This window comes from Pseudomonas sp. B5(2017), assembly GCF_002112825.1.
Classification (GTDB): domain Bacteria; phylum Pseudomonadota; class Gammaproteobacteria; order Pseudomonadales; family Pseudomonadaceae; genus Aquipseudomonas; species Aquipseudomonas putida_Z.
In genome coordinates this window covers 88,472-106,603 of the sequence record NZ_NEIR01000009.1, presented here as the reverse complement: position 1 = coordinate 106,603, position 18,132 = coordinate 88,472, and the positions used below count along the sequence as shown (strand labels likewise).

The 18,132-nt window shown below is 63.7% G+C and carries 17 protein-coding genes; 6 read left to right on the top strand and 11 right to left on the bottom strand.

What is annotated here, in order from left to right; all coding sequences use genetic code 11:
• Positions 1 to 135: 135 nt before the first annotated feature.
• Entirely contained in the window at positions 136 to 750 is a 615-nt protein-coding gene (locus tag CAG00_RS15285; RefSeq protein WP_085664742.1) for a LexA family transcriptional regulator, read from the bottom strand.
• Positions 751 to 836: 86 nt separating this feature from the next.
• The gene (locus tag CAG00_RS15280) at positions 837 to 1,502 is read right to left on the bottom strand and encodes a S24 family peptidase (protein ID WP_054572480.1); all 666 of its coding nucleotides are present in this window, start codon (positions 1,500 to 1,502) and stop codon (positions 837 to 839) included.
• Positions 1,503 to 1,632: 130 nt separating this feature from the next.
• On the opposite strand from CAG00_RS15280, the gene CAG00_RS15275 reads away from it, so the two are divergent.
• Both CAG00_RS15275 and CAG00_RS15270 read left to right on the top strand, forming a co-directional pair.
• A complete protein-coding gene (locus CAG00_RS15275) occupies positions 1,633 to 1,944 on the top strand; it encodes a DUF6124 family protein (RefSeq protein WP_025339827.1) in 312 nt (103 codons plus the stop codon).
• A 435-nt stretch (positions 1,945 to 2,379) separates the two neighbouring features.
• On the top strand, positions 2,380 to 2,895 hold the full coding sequence (locus CAG00_RS15270; RefSeq protein ID WP_085664645.1) for a DUF4880 domain-containing protein: 516 nt from the start codon (positions 2,380 to 2,382) through the stop codon (positions 2,893 to 2,895).
• Between the two features lie 176 nt (positions 2,896 to 3,071).
• Here the strand turns inward: CAG00_RS15270 and CAG00_RS15265 are convergent, their stop codons facing one another.
• Positions 3,072 to 3,992 (bottom strand): LysR substrate-binding domain-containing protein, encoded by a 921-nt coding sequence (locus tag CAG00_RS15265; RefSeq protein WP_025339857.1) that lies wholly within the window; start codon positions 3,990 to 3,992, stop codon positions 3,072 to 3,074.
• A gap of 197 nt (positions 3,993 to 4,189) precedes the next feature.
• Here CAG00_RS15265 and CAG00_RS15260 point away from each other — a divergent pair, with 197 nt between their 5' ends.
• The 4 genes from CAG00_RS15260 to CAG00_RS15245 all read left to right on the top strand — a co-directional run bounded on the left by CAG00_RS15260 (position 4,190) and on the right by CAG00_RS15245 (position 8,178).
• Positions 4,190 to 4,939: an SDR family NAD(P)-dependent oxidoreductase gene (locus CAG00_RS15260; RefSeq protein ID WP_085664644.1), complete on the top strand. Its 750-nt coding sequence runs from the start codon at positions 4,190 to 4,192 to the stop codon at positions 4,937 to 4,939.
• A gap of 75 nt (positions 4,940 to 5,014) precedes the next feature.
• Entirely contained in the window at positions 5,015 to 6,313 is a 1,299-nt protein-coding gene (locus tag CAG00_RS15255) for an MFS transporter (protein ID WP_085664643.1), read from the top strand.
• Between the two features lie 21 nt (positions 6,314 to 6,334).
• Positions 6,335 to 7,183 carry a transketolase gene (locus CAG00_RS15250; protein WP_085664642.1) on the top strand — a complete coding sequence of 283 codons (849 nt, stop codon included), beginning with the start codon at positions 6,335 to 6,337 and terminating at the stop codon, positions 7,181 to 7,183.
• Positions 7,180 to 8,178, top strand: a complete 999-nt coding sequence (locus tag CAG00_RS15245) for a transketolase family protein (protein WP_015271019.1) — start codon at positions 7,180 to 7,182, stop codon at positions 8,176 to 8,178. The genes CAG00_RS15250 and CAG00_RS15245 overlap by 4 nt, the downstream gene beginning before the upstream one ends.
• Positions 8,179 to 8,364: 186 nt before the next feature.
• Here CAG00_RS15245 and CAG00_RS15240 read toward each other — a convergent pair whose 3' ends face one another.
• The 8 genes from CAG00_RS15240 to CAG00_RS15205 form a co-directional block, all read right to left on the bottom strand.
• Positions 8,365 to 8,775, bottom strand: a complete 411-nt coding sequence (locus CAG00_RS15240; RefSeq protein ID WP_075045688.1) for an SRPBCC family protein — start codon at positions 8,773 to 8,775, stop codon at positions 8,365 to 8,367.
• A 71-nt stretch (positions 8,776 to 8,846) separates the two neighbouring features.
• Positions 8,847 to 9,857 (bottom strand): aldo/keto reductase, encoded by a 1,011-nt coding sequence (locus tag CAG00_RS15235; RefSeq protein WP_085664641.1) that lies wholly within the window; start codon positions 9,855 to 9,857, stop codon positions 8,847 to 8,849.
• 159 nt (positions 9,858 to 10,016) lie between these two features.
• Positions 10,017 to 11,399 (bottom strand): MFS transporter, encoded by a 1,383-nt coding sequence (locus tag CAG00_RS15230; protein WP_085664640.1) that lies wholly within the window; start codon positions 11,397 to 11,399, stop codon positions 10,017 to 10,019.
• Complete coding sequence (locus CAG00_RS15225) at positions 11,396 to 12,607, bottom strand: acyl-CoA dehydrogenase family protein (RefSeq protein ID WP_085664639.1); 1,212 nt, start codon at positions 12,605 to 12,607, stop codon at positions 11,396 to 11,398. The genes CAG00_RS15230 and CAG00_RS15225 overlap by 4 nt, the downstream gene beginning before the upstream one ends.
• 287 nt (positions 12,608 to 12,894) lie before the next feature.
• A complete protein-coding gene (locus CAG00_RS15220) occupies positions 12,895 to 14,607 on the bottom strand; it encodes an ABC transporter ATP-binding protein (protein ID WP_085664638.1) in 1,713 nt (570 codons plus the stop codon).
• On the bottom strand, positions 14,604 to 15,467 hold the full coding sequence (locus CAG00_RS15215) for an ABC transporter permease (protein WP_085614380.1): 864 nt from the start codon (positions 15,465 to 15,467) through the stop codon (positions 14,604 to 14,606). The genes CAG00_RS15220 and CAG00_RS15215 overlap by 4 nt, the downstream gene beginning before the upstream one ends.
• Positions 15,464 to 16,450, bottom strand: a complete 987-nt coding sequence (locus CAG00_RS15210; protein WP_084785341.1) for an ABC transporter permease — start codon at positions 16,448 to 16,450, stop codon at positions 15,464 to 15,466. The genes CAG00_RS15215 and CAG00_RS15210 overlap by 4 nt, the downstream gene beginning before the upstream one ends.
• Positions 16,447 to 18,081, bottom strand: a complete 1,635-nt coding sequence (locus CAG00_RS15205) for an ABC transporter substrate-binding protein (RefSeq protein ID WP_085664637.1) — start codon at positions 18,079 to 18,081, stop codon at positions 16,447 to 16,449. The genes CAG00_RS15210 and CAG00_RS15205 overlap by 4 nt, the downstream gene beginning before the upstream one ends.
• Positions 18,082 to 18,132 lie beyond the last annotated feature (51 nt).

Here is an 18,132-nt window from a genome sequence, read left to right as displayed (position 1 = left end):
CTCCTGGGGGGCCGCTTTGCGGCCCTTTCGCGACACAAGGCCGCTCCTACAGGTACGGTGCATGCCCTGAGGTTGGTGCGGTACTTGTGGGAGCGGCCTTGTGTCGCGAAAGGGCTGCGCAGCAGCCCCGGCAATCTAGAAGGAGCCATGCACTCGCACGACCACACCCAAAAACTCGCAGCCTTCCTCACACAGGACTGTCGGATAGCGCGTATTCAGCGGATTGAGCATCCTGTCTCCGCCCTCCTCGACCAACTGCCGCAACACTGCCGGCCGCCCGGGCTGCCGCGCAATCACCAACCGACCGGGCTCTGCCGGAAGGCCAGTATCCACCAGCACACGCATACCCACAGGCACGCTCCTGCCATTGGCGGCATTCATCGAGTCGTTTTCCACCATCAGCCAGAAGGCATTGCCGGCGGGCATATAGTCCGTCTGTTCATGGGATTTGCTCGCCTCAGGCAAAGGCCCCTGCAAATCGGCCCAGCTCAGCACGGGGAAACGATAGCTCGCACTACCCCCTGAGGCTTCAGACGCAATGCCACGCTCGACCACCATGACTTGGGCCTCAAGAGACACCAACCCAAGCTTCTCGAGCTTTTCGTTGATGGTCTCCAGTGTCGGCCGCCGTGTACCGCGCAACCAATGCCCTACGCCGCCCGGTGTCATCCCCAGGCGTTCGGCCAGCTTGAGCTGGCTGAGGTTGTGTTCACGCTTGTAGCGCTTGAGAAATGCGATCCAGTTTTCCATGAGCGGATACTGCGGCTCCAAGACTTGCGCCATCCCTGTAGGAGCGGCCTTGTGTCGCGAAAGGGCTGCGCAGCAGCCCCGGCAATCTAGAAGGAGCCATGCACTCGCACGACCACCCCCAGAAACTCGCAACCATCCTCACACAGCAGCGCCGGGTAGTTGCTGTTGAGTGCCTTCAGGTACCGTTGCCCACCTTCCTCCGCCAGCTCACGGAAAATCGCCGGTTTGCCCGGCTGACGAGCGATAACCAGACGCCCTGGCTCGGCATCTACCCCAGGGTCCACCAACATCCGCATGCCCTGCGGCACACTGCGGCCACTGGCGGCACTCATCGCATCATTCTCGACAGTCAGCCAGAACGCCTTGCCTTGGGCCAGATAGTCCGTCTGCTCGAACACACCTGGCTCCGCCCCATCTGCGATACCTAGCTCATCCCAGCCCAGCACCGGGTAGCGGAAGCACACGATGTATTGCATGAGGTCCAGGTCATCATCGGAGTCATCGACCTCGTAAATGCCACGCTCCTCGCCAACCTGACCAACAATGCGCAACTGTAGGCTGACGTTGTAATGGGGCATGCCAATCTCGACGAATGTGCGATTCATCGACTCGATCTTCGGCTGACGCCGCTTGTTCACCCAATGCCCCACGCTGCCTTGAGACACGCCAACGCGCTCGGCAAGCTGCTCTTGAGTAAGCCCTAGCTCCTCCATCCGGTCACGGACGAGGGCAATCCATTTATCCATATTCATCGCTGGCACGATACGGACTGCCTTCTAGCGCTCAATAAACATTCAGTATTATTTATCGGAAAGCACAAAAATACTTTAGGTATTAGTATCGACCTGAACCCTTTCCCTACTGGTGTTAGCAGGTATCAGGATGAAACCACCGAAAAACGACGAAACAGATCTCGACAGCGAAGCCGCCCGCCGCGCCCTCGACTACTACCTCAACCCCAACCCGCCGCGCCCCACCCTGGACAACAGGATCTGGACCCTGCACGAGGGTGTAACCGGCGACCAGGCCCAGGAACACGCCATCGCCCTGCTGCGCTGCGCCGCCGCCACCGCGCAGGAAACCGCCACCCACCAGCACGGCAGCCAGCGCGAACTGACCTTTGCCCTGATGCACATGATGGACATGGCGCGCGCACTGCTCGAGCACAAACGCACCGTGGAATCGGGTTTGTAAACAAGAAAGAAGGGAGAGAACGTGATGGCCGGGTAACGGCGAAGGCCCCGATTGCCGGGACAAGGAAGCGCACCGGTAAACTTTTTACCGGATTAGCGAAAATTCATTTGACTGGCAAATGATAACGATTATTATTGCACTCAGCTGATCGCGAGATCTGCTGGATAACCTGGAGCTTAGGTCGCTCTCAGATTATCTCCTCATCAGGCTAATCACGGTTTTTGACCCAGCTTTTTGCTGGGTCTTTTTTTTGGCTCTTCAGGCTAATGAAGATCGTGATGGCGCGCATGATAGCAAAGGTGTTTCAGGGCGTGAACGCTCATTACAAAACTTTGCGGAATCAGCACTTGAGAATCAATCTCGTTTCACCTACGCTGATCACGCATCACGGAAGATGCCCCCATCCCTCCCCCTCCATAGAGCAAGGAGCTGTCCATGACCCGTCTGCTGCTGCCCCTTGAGCACCCAACCCCTGCTGCCGAACATCATGCCGACGACGCCTTGCTGCACGCCCTGAAACGCCTGCCACGGCGTGTGCAACAAGTATTCCTGCTCAACCGCCTCGACCAACTGGACTTCGCCAGCATCGCCGCCCGCCTCGACCTGCCATTGGCGAGCATCGAGCGGCACATGGACCAGGCACTGCAGGCCGGTCGCTCGCGCCGGGATGTGCTGGCGAGTGTTGCCGGGCAATGGTATGTGCGCTTGCAGAGCCCACAGGTGACGGCGTGCGAGCGGATCGATTTTCGCCGTTGGCTGGATGCGGACATGGCGAACTTGCAGGCGTTTCATGACACGGAACTGCACTGGCGCAGCCTGCTGGCACCGGCACGGCAGCTGGGCCAGGATGGTTGGTACCGGCAAGGTCGGGCGGCACTGTCGTTGGGCGGCTGTTCGGTTGCGGTCGGGCTTGGCGTGGCGGCGTTGGTGCTGTTTGGTTTCTGGGCCTGATCAACACCTGCGCTACACCGTTATCGTTTTCACCGCGGATGGCTCGTTTGTTACTTCCGATAGAGTTGTAGGGCTTTTCCCTTGTCACTTATTACCGTTGAGTTCTGGTGCTATCCAGCCTTCTGCTGACTTGATAGCCGGCCCCTACCGCAGTTCATCTGTTGTGCAAACTGCTCTCAGTAGTTGAAATCATGACCGAGCTGGCCCTGCACCCATTCAAGGAATTGTCGAACCCTGGGGGTTTCAGCATGGCCTCGCGGAAATACCAGGTGGTGGGCACTGACGGGCGTCGCCAAGTCTTCCGCAAATACCGGTACCAACTCGCCCCGGGCGATATAGTCCTGCGCCAGCAGGGAACTCTCCAAGGCCAACCCATACCCATGGCTGGCGGCCTCCAGGCTCATGTAGGAGCGATCGAAGCTCAGGGCGTAGGGGGTTTGTGGCAACGCCACGCCTTGCTGGGCGAACCATTGGGGCCATTGCACCAATGCGGCTTCCGACAGGATCAGGTTCTGCCCCAGCAAATCGCCCGGCTGCTTGATAGGCGTACGCTCGAGAAGCTGTGGCGAGGCCAGCACAGTTGCACGCTCATGCCGGATGGTGCGCACTTCCAGGCTGGGCCAGTTGGGGTAGCCATGGCGGATATCCAGATCGATCTGATGGCGGCCGAAGTGCAGCGACTCGTAGGAGCACGACAGGTTGATCTGGATCTGCGGATGACTGTTCCGAAAATGGTCCAGGCGCGGCAGCAACCAGAGCAGGCCAAAGCTAGGCGCGGAATGAAGCCGCAAGCAATCGAAGCCCACCGAGTTGCCGGCGCGCTCGGTGGCCGTAGCCAGGCTTTGCAATATGCCTGACACCTCGCGCAGGTACTGCTCTCCGGCCGGGGTCAATGCAACACCGCGCGCCTCGCGAATGAACAATGGACGACCGATCAAGGCTTCCAGATTAGCGATCTGGTGGCTCACCGCAGAGGGCGTGAGGTTCAACTGCTCTGCGGCCCGTGCAACGTTGCCGAAGCGAGCGACTTGCTCGAAGGCCTGAATTGCTTTCAGGGAAGGGATCTGAGGCGATTTTCTGAGGATGTCCAGGCTCATGACCATTTCCTGACAGATTCGAAGCGATACCAAGGCTTTTACCTTCCTGTAAGCCCCAGGCACAAGTCGAGGGCTGAATTTTTTTCAGCACCGGGTGAAAGAGGCAGCGTTGCTCGGGGTGCTGTCCCGGACGAAGCTGTGCCTATCGGTTCTGCCGGAACCGCCGCTCACAACAACAACCATCTGGAGCACCTTCGATGCTGTTAACAGGAAAATTTGCCGTGATCACTGGCGCGGCCTCTGCCCGCGGCATCGGCCGCGCAACAGCCCAGGCGTTTGCCGCTCAGGGCGCCAAAGTCGCGATCCTGGACCTGGACGCCTCTGCCGCAACCGAGGCTGCCGCTTCACTGGGCGAAGGCCACCTCGGCGTGGCTGCCAACGTTGCCGATGAAGCACAAGTGCGTGATGCCATCGCTCAAGTGCTCGCGCAATTCGGCCGGATCGACGTGCTGGTAAACAACGCCGGCATCACTCAACCGGTGAAAACCCTGGAAATCACAGGGGCTGACTATGACCGGATTCTCAACGTGAACCTTCGTGGCACCTTGCTGATGTCCCAGGCGGTGATCCCAACCATGCGGGCGCAACGCGCTGGCAGCATCATCTGCATGTCTTCTGTGTCTGCCCAGCGTGGTGGCGGCATCTTCGGTGGCCCTCACTACAGCGCGGCGAAGGCTGGCGTGCTTGGATTGGGCAAGGCGATGGCCCGTGAACTGGGACCGGACAATATTCGCGTCAACTCGATCACACCAGGCCTGATTCACACTGACATCACCGGTGGCCTCATGCAGGATGAGCGCCGTCACGCCATCATCGAAGGCATCCCGCTGGGCCGCCTGGGTGAGGCGCGCGATGTCGCCAATGCAGCTTTGTTCCTGGCCAGTGACCTGTCCAGCTACATGACGGGCATTACCCTGGATGTCAACGGCGGGATGCTGATCCACTGAGCACCCGGTGCATCGTGACCTGCACCCGAGCCCGGCGCAGGCCACGCGTTCGATAACAACAAGAGATCAGAACGAATGACCACATTAGCGCTCGATGCGGTATCCGCCGCGCGCAGCAGTGCCTACCGTAAAACGGCCTGGCGACTGATGCCTTTTCTCATGCTCTGCTACCTGTGCGCCTATCTGGACAGGGTCAATGTCGGCTTTGCGAAGCTGCAGATGATGGACGACCTGGCCCTTTCCGAAGCGGTCTACGGACTGGGCGCCGGCATGTTCTTCATTGGCTATTTTCTCTGCGAGGTGCCCAGCAACATCATTCTGCACAAAGTGGGCGCTCGACGCTGGATCGCTCGCATCATGATCACCTGGGGCATCATCTCGGCGATGTTCGCCCTGGTGGAGACAGCCTGGCAATTCTATACCCTGCGGTTTTTGCTGGGGATCGCCGAAGCAGGCCTGGCACCAGGGCTTCTGCTGTACCTGACCTATTGGTTCCCGTCTTACCGCCGGGCAAAGATGACCGCGCTGTGGTTCATCGCGATTCCGCTCTCGGGCATGGTCGGTGGCCCCTTGTCGGGTTGGATCATGGAGCGCTTTGCCGGCGTTCACGGCTGGGCGGGCTGGCAGTGGATGTTCCTGCTCGAAGCCATCCCAACGGTACTGGTGGGCGTTCTGGTGCTGAGCTACCTGAAGGATGGCGTCGATCAGGCTCACTGGTTGAGCGACGAAGAAAAAGGCCTGGTGCGCAAGGAACTGGCTGAAGACGAGCAACACAAGGTAAACCACGGCTCGGTGGCCGACTTCATCCGCGACCGTCGGCTCTGGTTGCTGGCGGGCATCTACTTCTGCGTAGTGATGGGCCAGTACGCAATCACGTTCTGGCTACCCACACTGGTACGTAATGCCGGCGTCAGCGAACCTTTGCACATCGGCCTGCTGACCAGCCTGCCGTACCTGTGTGCCATCGTCGCGATGCTGTGGGCCGGGCGCAGCGGCGACCGTCACCGTGAACGCCGCTGGCATCTGGCGATCCCCATGCTGATCGGCGCACTGGGCCTGAGCCTCGCCGCAGCACTGGGAAGCAGCCTGACGCTGTCGATCCTCAGCCTGTGCCTCGCAGCAGCTGGAGTGCTATCCGCCTCTTCACTGTTCTGGATGCTGCCCACCACGCTGCTGGGAGGTGTATCGGCGGCGGCAGGCATCGCGGCGGTGAACAGTTTCGCCAACCTTGCCGGCTTCTGCTCGCCGTACCTGATCGGCTGGGTCACTACCACCTTGGGCAGCAATGCCATCGGCATGTATCTCATCACGGCCGTACTCATGTTTGGCGCCTTCCTGGTGTCGCGAGTACCGGCTCATCTGGTCAATCGTTGATTCGATAAAGGAGTCACTTCAATGACTGCTGTGCCTACCTACACCGAGGCGCTGCCGCTGGCTGTGCGCGCTCGCAATATTCGCCGCCACGCATTGCGCATGGGGCAAGTCCAGGGCCAGGGCTATGTCGGCCAGGCGCTGGGCGCCGCCGACCTGCTGGCGGTCGCGTATTTCCATGCGCTGCGCCTCGACCCCGGCAACCCCGAATGGGAGCAGCGCGACCGCTTCTATCTGTCCATCGGGCACTACGCGATCGCCCTCTATGCCGCACTGATCGAGGCCGGCGTAATCCCCGAGGAGGAGCTTGAAACCTACGGTAGCGACGACAGCCGCTTGCCCATGTCTGGTATGGCTGCCTATACCCCAGGCATGGAGATCACCGGTGGCTCGCTCGGCCACGGCTTGGGCATCGCCGTCGGCGCTTGCCTCGGGCTCAAACGCAAGGGTTCGGACAGCTGGGTCTACAACCTGCTGTCCGATGGCGAGCTCAACGAGGGCTCGACCTGGGAGGCCGCCATGTCGGCCAGCCATTGGCGCCTGGACAACCTGATCGCCATCATCGATGTGAATAACCAGCAGGCAGATGGCCATTCCAGCGAGGTACTGGCCTTCGAGCCAATCGTCGACCGTTGGCAAGCCTTTGGCTGGTTCGTTCAACGCGTGGACGGCAATGACCTGGATGCGCTGGTCGGCGCCTTCGACCAGGCCCGCGCCCACACCGGGGCGCAACCGCGCGTGATCATATGCGATACCCGCATGGGCAAAGGCGTGCCTTTCCTCGAAAACCGCGACAAGACGCACTTCATTCGCGTCGATGAAAACGAATGGGACCTCGCCCTCAAGGCGCTGGACGCCGGGAGCCAAGCATGAGCACTGTGAACTCACCCAAGAAACGCCTGACCACATCGGCCATGATCGCTTCGATTGCCGCCGACGGCCAGCCGACCCGCCCTGCCCCGTTTGGCCATGCCCTGGCAAGCCTTGCCGAGCAACGTCAGGATATAGTTGGGCTAAGTGCCGACCTGTCCAAGTACACCGACCTGCACATCTTCGCCAAAGCCCACCCCGAGCGCTTCTATCAAATGGGCATGGCCGAACAATTGCTGATGAGCGCCGCTGCTGGCATGGCACGGGAAGGCATGACCCCCTTTGCCACCACCTATGCGGTATTCGCTTCCCGTCGGGCCTATGACTTCATCTGCATGGCAATCGCAGAAGAGAACCTCAACGTCAAGATCGTCTGCGGGCTGCCCGGCCTGACCACCGGTTATGGTCCTAGCCACCAGGCCACGGATGACCTGGCCATCTTCCGGGCGATGCCCAACCTGATGATCGTCGACCCCTGCGATGCGCTTGAGATCGAACAGGCTGTGCCAGCGATCGCTGCCCATCAAGGGCCGGTCTACATGAGGCTGCTGCGCGGCAACGTACCCTTGGTGCTCGATCGCTACGATTACCAGTTCCAGCTGGGCAAGGCACAGGTGCTGCGCGGTGGTCGGGATGTGCTGTTGATTGCCAGCGGCCTCATGACCATGCGTGCGCTGGAGGCTGCCGAGCAGCTGCAAAAGGACGGTGTGGATGTATCGGTGCTGCATGTACCCACCATCAAACCGCTCGATGAGCAGACCATCCTCGCCGAGGCACGCAAGCCTGGTCGCCTGGTGGTCACTGCGGAAAACCACTCGATCATAGGCGGCCTGGGAGAGGCCGTGGCGGGCGTGCTGTTGCGCAATGGGGTCACTCCAACCTTCCGCCAGATCGCGCTACCGGATGCATTTCTCGATGCGGGTGCACTTCCGACCTTGCATGACCGTTACGGGATCTCCACTGACGCTGTGTCCAGGCAAATCAAGGCGTGGCTTTAACCGCAGTTATGGGTAGCATTTTCTGAAGCAACGAAGATAGCGTTAACGGGGCTGCTACGCAGCCCATCGCCGGCAAGCCAGCTCCCACAGAGATCGCTCTACTCCTGAGTTCTGCGCAGTACCTGTGGGAGCTGGCTTGCCGGCGATGGGCCGCAAAGCGGCCCCCAATTACTTAGCTGACAGGTATTAGCCTTCCAGCCCTTTCTTCAGCGCCGCCAGGCCATCTTCATAGATGCCAGCGAACAACGCAGTTGCCTCAGCATCGCTGACACCCACCGGCACGAACGAACCGGACCATTCCACACGAGAGCCGCTACCTTCAGCCACCACGCGCAGGGTCGACTGGTAGTCACGCACCGGCGCCGGGCCCGTGAGGATGGTGTAGCTGTAGCTGCGGCCGGCTTCGTTGAAGTCCAGCAGGCGCTCGATGATGGTGTCGCCAGCCACGCTCTTCAGGGTGCGGACGCGGCCGCCTTCGCTCAGGGCGCTTTCGGGAATGAACGGCAGCCAGTCGGGCAGCGCGTCGAAACCGCCAATCAGTTGCCAAACGCGGTTGGCATCGGTTGCCAGGGTGATGGAAGCTTGTGCAGTTGCCATGATGATTCTCCTGGGGCGCGGCCCCATTGATTCGGGTAGGCAGGGCCGCGCAGCGGCCCTTCAAGATCGGTTTAAATAGCAGGTACCGGGGCCTGGGCGTTGATCAGCCCTTGCTGGCGCAGGTCATTCCAGAAGGCCATCGGGATCACCTTGCTCAGGGCGGCGAGGTCTTCGTTGGCGTGTGCCGGACGGGTGGAGCCCGGGATCACCGAGACCACGGCCGGGTGGGCCAGGGCGAACTGCAGGGCGGCCGCCTTCACATCCACACCATGAGCACGGGCCACGGCGCGGATGCGCTCCAGCTTGGCCAGCACGGTCGCGTTGGCCTTCTGGTATTCGAAGTGCTCGCCACCGGCGGTGACACCCGAGCTGTACGGGCCACCCACGACGATGCCTACCCCCTGCTCCACCGCTTGCGGCATGACGCGTTGCAGTGCGCGGTCATGGTCCAGCAGCGAGTAGCGGCCGGCGAGCAGGAAGCCATCCGGACGGGCTTCTTCGAGGTCGAGGGTCAGCTCGATCGGCTCGACGCGGTTCACACCCAGGCCCCAGGCCTTGATCACACCCTCTTCACGCAGACGGGTCAGTACGCGGAAGGCACCGGTACGGGCGGTTTCGAACTGGCTCAGCCATTCGTCACCGTAGAAGTCCTGGGCGATGTCGTGAATCCAGACGATGTCCAGGCGGTCGGTCTTCAGGCGGCGCAGGCTATCCTCGATGGAGCGCAGGGTGGCGTCGGCGCTGTAGTCGTTGACGATGCGGTTGCGGTTGCCGTGCTCGAACAGGCCGCTTTTTTCGCCCAGTTCACGGGCTGCCGGGTCTTCCAGTTCGTCGAGGATGATGCGGCCAACCTTGGTGCTGAGCACGTACTCGTCACGTGGGCGGCCGACCAGGGCATTGCCCAGGCGAGTTTCGGACAGGCCGGCGCCGTAGAACGGGGCGGTATCGTAGTAGCGCACACCGTTGGCCCAGGCGGCGTCGATGGTGGCCTGGACTTCAGCCTCGGGAACATTGCGGAACATGTTGCCCAGCGGTGCGGCACCGTGGCCCAGTGGATTGGCGATAAGGGATTTGAGGTTCATGTGCGTTTTCCTGATGGGGGAGTTGGTTGTGAACTCCAGTGGCTGCAATCCTATGCCCCACCCACCAAGACCGTCCAAGTCATATTTCGAACGACTTGAGACCTTTTATGCAACACCCAACAACCCCCGGAATGGACTGATGCATGCCCCGCCCAATGACTAGTCCGCCAAACGCCGGAACACCAAACCGGAAATTCCACACATGACAGCGCACAGCAACATCACCGTGGCGATATCTGCCACCGAGGTTTCGCTACGCCCATCCATCCCGGCCAGCATCCCCAACAGCCCCCCTGCCAGGCTCACCGACATGGCCATGGTCAACTGCACGGACATCGCCGACAACGAACTGGCCGCCGCCGAACGCTCACCGGGCACGTCCTGATAACTGGCAGCCCCCAACGTCGAGAACTGCAGTGAACGCACCAGGCCTGCGGCGAACAGCACCGCAGCCATCAGCCACACAGCGGTATCACGATCAAAACTGGCGCACAGGGCAATCCCCACACCACTGAGCACGGCATTGCAACTGAGCACCCGTCGATAGCCGTAGCGCCGTACCAATGGCACTGCCAGCAGCTTCATCAGCAGTGCGCCGACGCCACCACTGACCACCAGCCCCCCCGCCGCCAACGGGCTCAAGCCCAGGCAGTTCTGCAGCAGCAGCACGATCAGGAACGGCTGGGCTGCCGAACCCAGGCGGAACAGCCCGCCACCCGCCTGGGCCACGCCAAAGCTGCGCAGGCGCAGCAGCGACAGGTCCACCAACGGACTGGGGTGTCGCCGCGCGTGCAGCAGATACCCCAACGCACAGGCTGCTCCACCGGCCACCAGCACCATGGCCCAGGCCTGCGGCAACTGCCCCAGCCCCAGTGCTTCCAGGCCGAACACCAGCATGGCCAGGGCCCCGCCGCTGAGCAGCAAGCCACGCACGTCCAACGGTGGCACCGGCCGTGCCGGATAATCCGGCACATGGCGCAGGATCAACCAGCAACCGAGCAGGCAGATTGGCAGGTTGATCAGGAAGATCCAGTGCCACGACAGCACCGTCACCAGCAAACCGCCGAGCAACGGCCCCACCAGCGGCCCCACCAGCGCCGGCAGGGCCAGCCACGACATGGCCTGCAGCAGCTGCTCGCGGCTCGACCAACGCAGGATGATCACCTGCCCCACCGGTGTCATCAATGCCCCGGCCGCCCCCTGCAGCATGCGCCCCAGGCACAGTTGCCAGAGCGTATCGGCCAGGGCGCAGGCCAGCGACGCGCAGGTGAACAAGCCCATCGCCGACAACATGACCTGGCGCGGGCGAAAGCGCTCGGCAGCCCAACCGCTGACCGGCACGCACAGGGCCAGGGCAAGCATGTACAGCGACACCACCAGATTCATGCGCAGCCCCGGCTCGCCGAAATCGGCGGCCATCTGCGGCAAGGCGGTCATCACCGCTGTGCTGTCGAGCAGCTCCATGAACAAGGCGGCACCGATGATCACCGGGACCTTGGGGCTTTGCACATGGCCGGCCAGCAAGGCCGGCTGGGCAGTCAAAACAGCCCCGAGACAGGTGGGCGAGTGCCCTTGAGCTGCCAGGCACCGACCACCGCCGCCTTCCATTGGCGCGGGTTATGATTGGCCACGGTGCGAGCGTTGCGCCAGTGGCGGTCGAGGTTGTGCTGGCGGCCGGTGGTGGAGGCACCGCCAACGTCGAACAGCGTTTGCGCAGCCTTGAGTGCCAGCTCGGCGACCAGGTACTGGGTCTGCGCCACCTCGATCGCAGCCTGCTCCACGGCGGCTTCATCCAGTTGCGTGGCCCAGGCCTTGTCGATGGTTGCAGCGGCCTTGAGGACCATGGCCTCAGCGCCATAGGCACGGGCGGCGATATCGCCTACCGACAGTTCTACATAGGGGTCGTCCACCGAGCGGCTGGCCGTGCTGTGCTTGATCGGGCGGGCATGCTCGCGGGCGAAGCGGGTGGCATCGTCCAGCGCATTGCGGGCGATACCGGCCAACACCGTGGCAAGGAACAGCTGCAGGAACGGCGTGACGATGGTGCGCTTGCCCTCCTCCACGGTACGCGTGCGGATATCGCTGGGCTCGACGCGCACATTGCGCAAGTGAGTGGTGCCGCTGGCGGTCAGGCGCTGGCCCATGGCGTCAAAGTCGTCGACCAGCTCCAGGCCCTCGCGGTCGCGCGGCAGGATGAACGAAACCGGCTGCTCGTCCTCGTCCAGGGCTACGGCGCTGACGTAATCGGCGAACAGCGCACCCGTGCTGTAGAACTTGCTGCCATTGGCGCGAAAATGCTCGCCCTCGCGCACCAGGCGCGCGGCGATGGCGCCGTTGGCACCGCCCAGTTCCCAGCCGGCATTGCCGATTACCGCACCCTGCAGATAGCGCGCGAACCAACGCTCGCGCTCCTGCTCGGCGCCTTCGGCCTGTGAAGCCAGCAGGCCTTCGACAAATGCAAAACCCGGGCGCAGGGCCTGGGCCACGTTGGAGTCGACCGAGGCGATTTGCAGCAGCAGTTCGATCACATCGCTGACCGTGCCGCCGGGGCCGCCGTACTGACCGGGGATACGCACGGTGTACAGCCCGGCTGCCGCAAGCTGGGCAATGGCCTCATGGGGCAACAGGCGTTCGCGTTCGCGCTGCGCGGCGCCTGCGCCGATGGCGGGCAGCAGGGCTGCGATGCGGGCTTTCAGCTCCGCGACGCTGGTGGCCGGAGCCTGGGTTGGGAAACGTTGAAATGTGGTCATGGTTCAGTCCTTTAAGTACATCTTTCGTTTAGGCGACCCGAGCCCTGTGGGAGCAGCGCTCTTGCCAATTTCCTGAAGCTGGCGCTATCCCTGTGGGAGATTACCCAGCCCTTTGGACTGCGCTGTCGCGCAGAGAACTCAGTGCGCAAGCGATCCGCGTGTGGGAGCGGGCGTGCCCGCGAAGAATCCAACACGGTGCCTGGCACCGGCTCCGCCGGTGTTCGCGGCGGTTCGACGCCTCGACACGCCCGCTCCCACAAGTTCGGTGCAGGGCTTGGCGTCTCAGTTCAAATGGCGATCTTCCACAGGCGGGTTTCGTCGAACAGGTCGAAGGCTTCGTGTTCCAGGTCCAGCGGCGGCACCACCAGTTCGGCGCCGCTGCCGGGCAGGCGCGGCACCGCGCCGAGCAAGCGCTGGGTGTATTCGTGGGCCGGGTTATCGAACAACTGCTCGACCGGTGCCTGCTCCACCACCTGACCGTGGCGCATCACCAGCACGTCGTCGCTGACATGGCGGATCACCCCCAGGTCGTGGGAGATGAACAGGTAGGCCAGGCCCAGTTCGTCCTGCAGGTCGGCCAGCAGGTCGAGCACCTGGGCCTGCACCGACACGTCCAGGGCGGACACCGGCTCGTCGCAGATGATCACCTTGGGTTCGCTGGCGATCGCCCGGGCGATTGCCACCCGCTGGCGCTGGCCGCCCGACAGTTGCAACGGCCTGCGCTGGCCGAGATCTGCCGGCAAACGCACCTGGTTGAGCAGCACAGCGATACGTGCGGGCCTGGCTGGTGCCTCGATACCGGCTACCTGCAAGGCGTCATCAAGAATCTGCGCCACGCTCCAGCGCGGGTCGAACGAGCCCAGCGGGTCCTGGTAGATCACGCTGATGTCGCGCCGCAAAGGCCTGCGCACTGCCTCGCTCACGGCGTTGGCCGGGCGGTTCCAGGGTTGCCCGCGATAAAGCACTTCGCCCTCATCGGGCTGCAGCAGGCCGAGGGTGATGCGTGCCACGGTGGTCTTGCCCGAGCCGGACTCGCCGACAATGCCCAGGGTACGCCCGGCACGCAGGGTGAAGTCGACGCCCTGCACCACCTGCCGCACCAGCCCGTCCGGGCCGAGGTAGCGCTTGCCCAGGCCACGGCCTTCGAGCAAAACGTCGCTGTGCGAGCGTGCCCGCGGCTCACTGCGCACGCCAACCCGCTCGGGTGACAGCCGGCTGCCGCGCGGGTGCTCGGCGGGTACTGCCGCCAGCAAGGCCTGGGTGTAGGCGTGACGCGGCTGGCGCAGCACCTGCTGCATCGGCCCCTGCTCCACCACCTCGCCATGGCGCAGCACCACCACCTCATCGGCCAGTTGGGCGACCACTGCCAGGTCGTGGCTGATGATCAGCAGCGAGGCGCCACGGGCCTTGATCTGCTGGAACACTTCAAGAATCTGCGCCTGCACGGTGGCGTCCAGCGCGGTGGTCGGCTCGTCGGCGATGACCAGCGCGGGGTCCATGGCCAGGGCACTGGCAATCAGTGCACGCTGGCGCAGGCCACCGGACAACTGCCCGGGCCGCTGGCGAGCACGCAGCTCGACATCCGGCACGCCTACCCGCTCGAGCAACTCATGCACGCGCGCAGTACGGGTGTGGCGGTCACCGTATCCGTGGGTCTGCAGCACTTCGAGAATTTCCTTGCCCACCGGCCGCAGTGGGTCCAGCGACACCAGCGCATCCTGCAGCACGAAGCCGATATCCTTGCCACGCACGGCGCGCCACTGGCGCTCGCTGAGGTCGAGCAGGTCGTGGCCGCCGAAACTCAAGCGACGGGCACTCACCTGCGCTCGCCCTCCGGCCAGCCCGACCAGGCAGCGGGCACTGACGCTCTTGCCCGAGCCAGACTCGCCGACCAAGGCCAGGCAACGGCCAGGCGGCAAGGTGAAGGACAGATCACGGACCACGCTGGCGCCATCAAAGGCCACGTTCAGCCCTTCGACGATCAAGGTCTTGTCGCTCATGGCAGGCGCCCCTCCAGGCGTTGTTGGATGTAGCGGCCCGTCACGGTGGTCGCCAGGGTGGTGAGGACGATGAACAGGCCAGGGAAGAAGGTGAGCCACCAGGCATTGGCGATGAAGTCACGCCCCATGGACAACATGGTCCCCCACTCCGGCGCCGGCGGCCGCGCGCCCAGGCCGAGGAAGCTCAGCGCCGAGGCCCAGACGATGGCCTGGCCAACGCCCATGGTCAGCGTCACCACCAATGGGCGCATGGCGTTGGGCAGCAATTGGCGCAGCACGATGCGCGAAGTCGGGTGCCCCAACGCCCGCGCCGCTTCGATGTAGCCGGCGTTGCGTACCGCCAGCACCTGGCCACGGACCATGCGCGCGTACCCCGGCGCACCGCCCAGCCCGGTGGCGACGATCAACGGGCCGACGCCGCTGCCGAACACCGCCACGAACAGCAGCGCCAGTACCAGGCTGGGGAAGGCGAACAGCACTTCCAGCAACCAGCCCACCGCACGGTCCACGCGTGCGCCGCCAAGGCCACCGAGCAGGCCGAGGGCGATGGCGATGACCATGGAAATGGCCGTAGCCGCAAGGCCGATCAGCAGGCTCTGGCGGGCGCCGTGGATGATCCGCGCGAAGATGTCGCGGCCCGACTGGTCGGTGCCCAGCCAGTGCGCCCAGCTGGGTGGCTGGAAAGCCTCTCGCGGCACGATGGCCAGTGGATCAATGCGGGTGAACAGCCCCGGCGCCAACGCGGCCAGAAGCAATGCGAACAGGAACAGGATCGCCAGGCTTGCGCCCAGCGGCGGCAGTTTCACTTGGCGCTGCCGGCGCAATGGCGCGAGCACTTGGCCATGGGTCAGGTCTGTCATGCTGCAGCCTCCTGCTGCCGAGGGTCGATCCACTGGTACAGCAGGTCGACCAGAATGTTCGCCAGCACATAGCCAGCCGCCACTACCAGGCTGATGCCGATCACCAGCGGCAGGTCCTGGGCCTGCACCGCCTGGTACAGCTGGCGGCCCACCCCCTTGCGGGAAAAAATCACCTCGCACACCACCGCACCACTGATCAGCGCGCCGATGGCCCAGCCCGACAGCGACACACCTGGCAGCAAGGCATGGCGCAAGGCGTGCCGAAAGCGCACGGCCAGGTCACTGAGGCCACGTGTGCGGGCGGTGAGCACGAAGGGTTGATCGAGGGTCAGTTCCAGCGACTCCCGGGTGACCTGGGCAATGAAACCGGCCAACGGAATCGCCAGGGAAAACGCCGGAAGTATCAGGCTGGCAAAGCTGTCGCTACCGGCCGGCGGGAACCAGCGCAGGCCGAAGGCGAATACCGCCAGCAGCACCACGCCGAGCCAGAAGTGCGGCAGCGCCGCGCTGAGGGTTTCCGCCAGCGAGGCGATACCGCCGACCAGCCTGCCGCGCCCGGCAGTGACCACTGTCAGCAGCAGCACCAGCAACCAGGCCAGCAGCAGGGCGGCGATGGTCAGCTCCAAGGTCGCCCCGCCCTGCTCCGCCAGCACACGGGTGACCGGCAGGTGCTGCGAGTAGGACACCCCCAAGTCACCTTGCAGCAGGCGCCCGAGGTAGAACACGTACTGCACGGCCAACGGCTTGTCGAGGCCGTACTCCACGCGCGCGGCTTCAATCGCTTCCGGCGTCGGGTTGCCACTGGGGCCACCGAGAATCGCCAGCACCGGGTCACCCGGCATCAGCCGCAGTGCGAAGAAGGTCAGGGTCGCCACCGCCCACAGCACCAGCACGCCACCGGCCAGGCGGATGGCGGCGCGCCGGCCCAGGGCGGCAAGGCGTTCGCGACGCGGGTCGGTCACTGCGAGTGTCGTCGTAGTCATTTGTTCACCCATGCGTCGTAGAGGTAGGTCACCGCCAGCGAAGGTTCCAGTCGCACGCCATGGGCGGTCTTGTAGATACCCAGGCGCGTGCTTTGTGGGTACGTGGTGAGTTGCAGGTACTGCGCGGCGGCCTGTTGCTGTGCCTGGAAGTAGCGCTGGCGGCGCAGGTCCGCGTCCTGGGTGGCCAGGGCACTGTCGAGCAGTGCGTCGTAGCCCGGGTCGGCGTAGCCGGAGGAGTTCTGGTGATAGCCGCCAACCCCGGCTGGCTGCACGAACGCGGTGGTGAAGATGATGCGCAGCACGTCAGGGGTGTTGGTGTTCCAGTAGCCGGTGCGGATGTCATAGTCCCAGGCGGCCTGGCGGGCGGTGACCTGGGCATCGCTCATCTGGTCCAGCACCAGCTCCAGGCCGGCCTGCCGGGTAGTGGCCTGTACCTGCTCCCACAGGGTCAGTTCCGACGGCGGCGTGCGCGCACCGATCAGCACGACGGCGCGCAGCCGCTGGCCGTTCCTGGTGCGGTAGCCTTCGCTGTCGCGGCCGGTCCAGCCAGCCTCGTCGAGCAGCCTGGCGGCGCGGGCCGGGTCATAGTCCTGGCTGCGCTCGAAGTCACCGCTGTAGAACGGCGTGGCCAAGCTCAGCGGCCCACCGGCGCGGGGGAACTCGCCGAAGTACACACTTTTCAGTGCACCCTCGACATCGGCGCTGCGAACGAAGGCCTCGCGTACACGGATGTCGTCGAACGGTGCGCGGCGCAGGTTGAAGGTGCCATTGGTGGGGTTGCCCGGGCGCTGGGCGATGATCAGTTCCACGTCCGGGTTGCGCCGTGCTGCTTCGTGCGACTCTGGTGGCAATGCTTCGATCACATCGACCTCACCGGCCTGCAGCGAGGCGAAGCGCACCGACGGTTCCTGGATGAACTTCCAGACGATGCGTTCCAGGTACGCCGGGCCTTGGTGGCGTGCGGTAGGTGGCGCCCAGTTGTAGGCCGGGTTGCGCACCAGCTCCACCTGATTCTGCCGGTCCCAGCGCACCACCTTGAACGGCCCGCTGCCAACCGGGCTTTCGCAGTTCTGGTCACGGCTGCGTTGCAATGCGGTGGGCGACTGGATGCCGAGAAAGCCCTGGGCCAACACTTCGAGGAAAGCCGCATAGGGCGTCGCCAGAGTGACTTCGGCCGTGTAGGTGTCGAGCACCTTGGTGCCGCGGTACTGGCGGATGTAGCCACCGGCGGTACTGGATTGGGTCTTGGGGTTGGCCATATGGTCGAGGTTGGCCTTGACCGCTTCGGCATTGAACGGTGTGCCGTCGGTAAATTGCACGTCGCGGCGCAGGTGGAAGGTGTAGCGCAGGCCATCTGGCGAAACCTCCCAGCTTGTCGCCAGCCAGGGGCCGATCTGGCCGATGCTGTCCATCGACACCAGCGAATCGAGGTACTGCTGGGCAATGAAAACCTGCGGCATGTCGCCGGCCACATGCGGGTCCAGGCAGGTGGGCTCGCGGTCGGTGGCATAGACCAAAGTGCCGCCCTGCTGCGGCTGGGTACTTTGCGCCGTGTGCTGCTCGTTCGGCTTGCAGCCGAGCAAGGCCAGTGCGGTGCAGAGCGGAATCAGGGGGAGGATGGGTGTGTTCAAGGGCGCTCCTGCGGTGACTGGGCTTCGATAGGCCTGTTGCAGGAGTTGTGC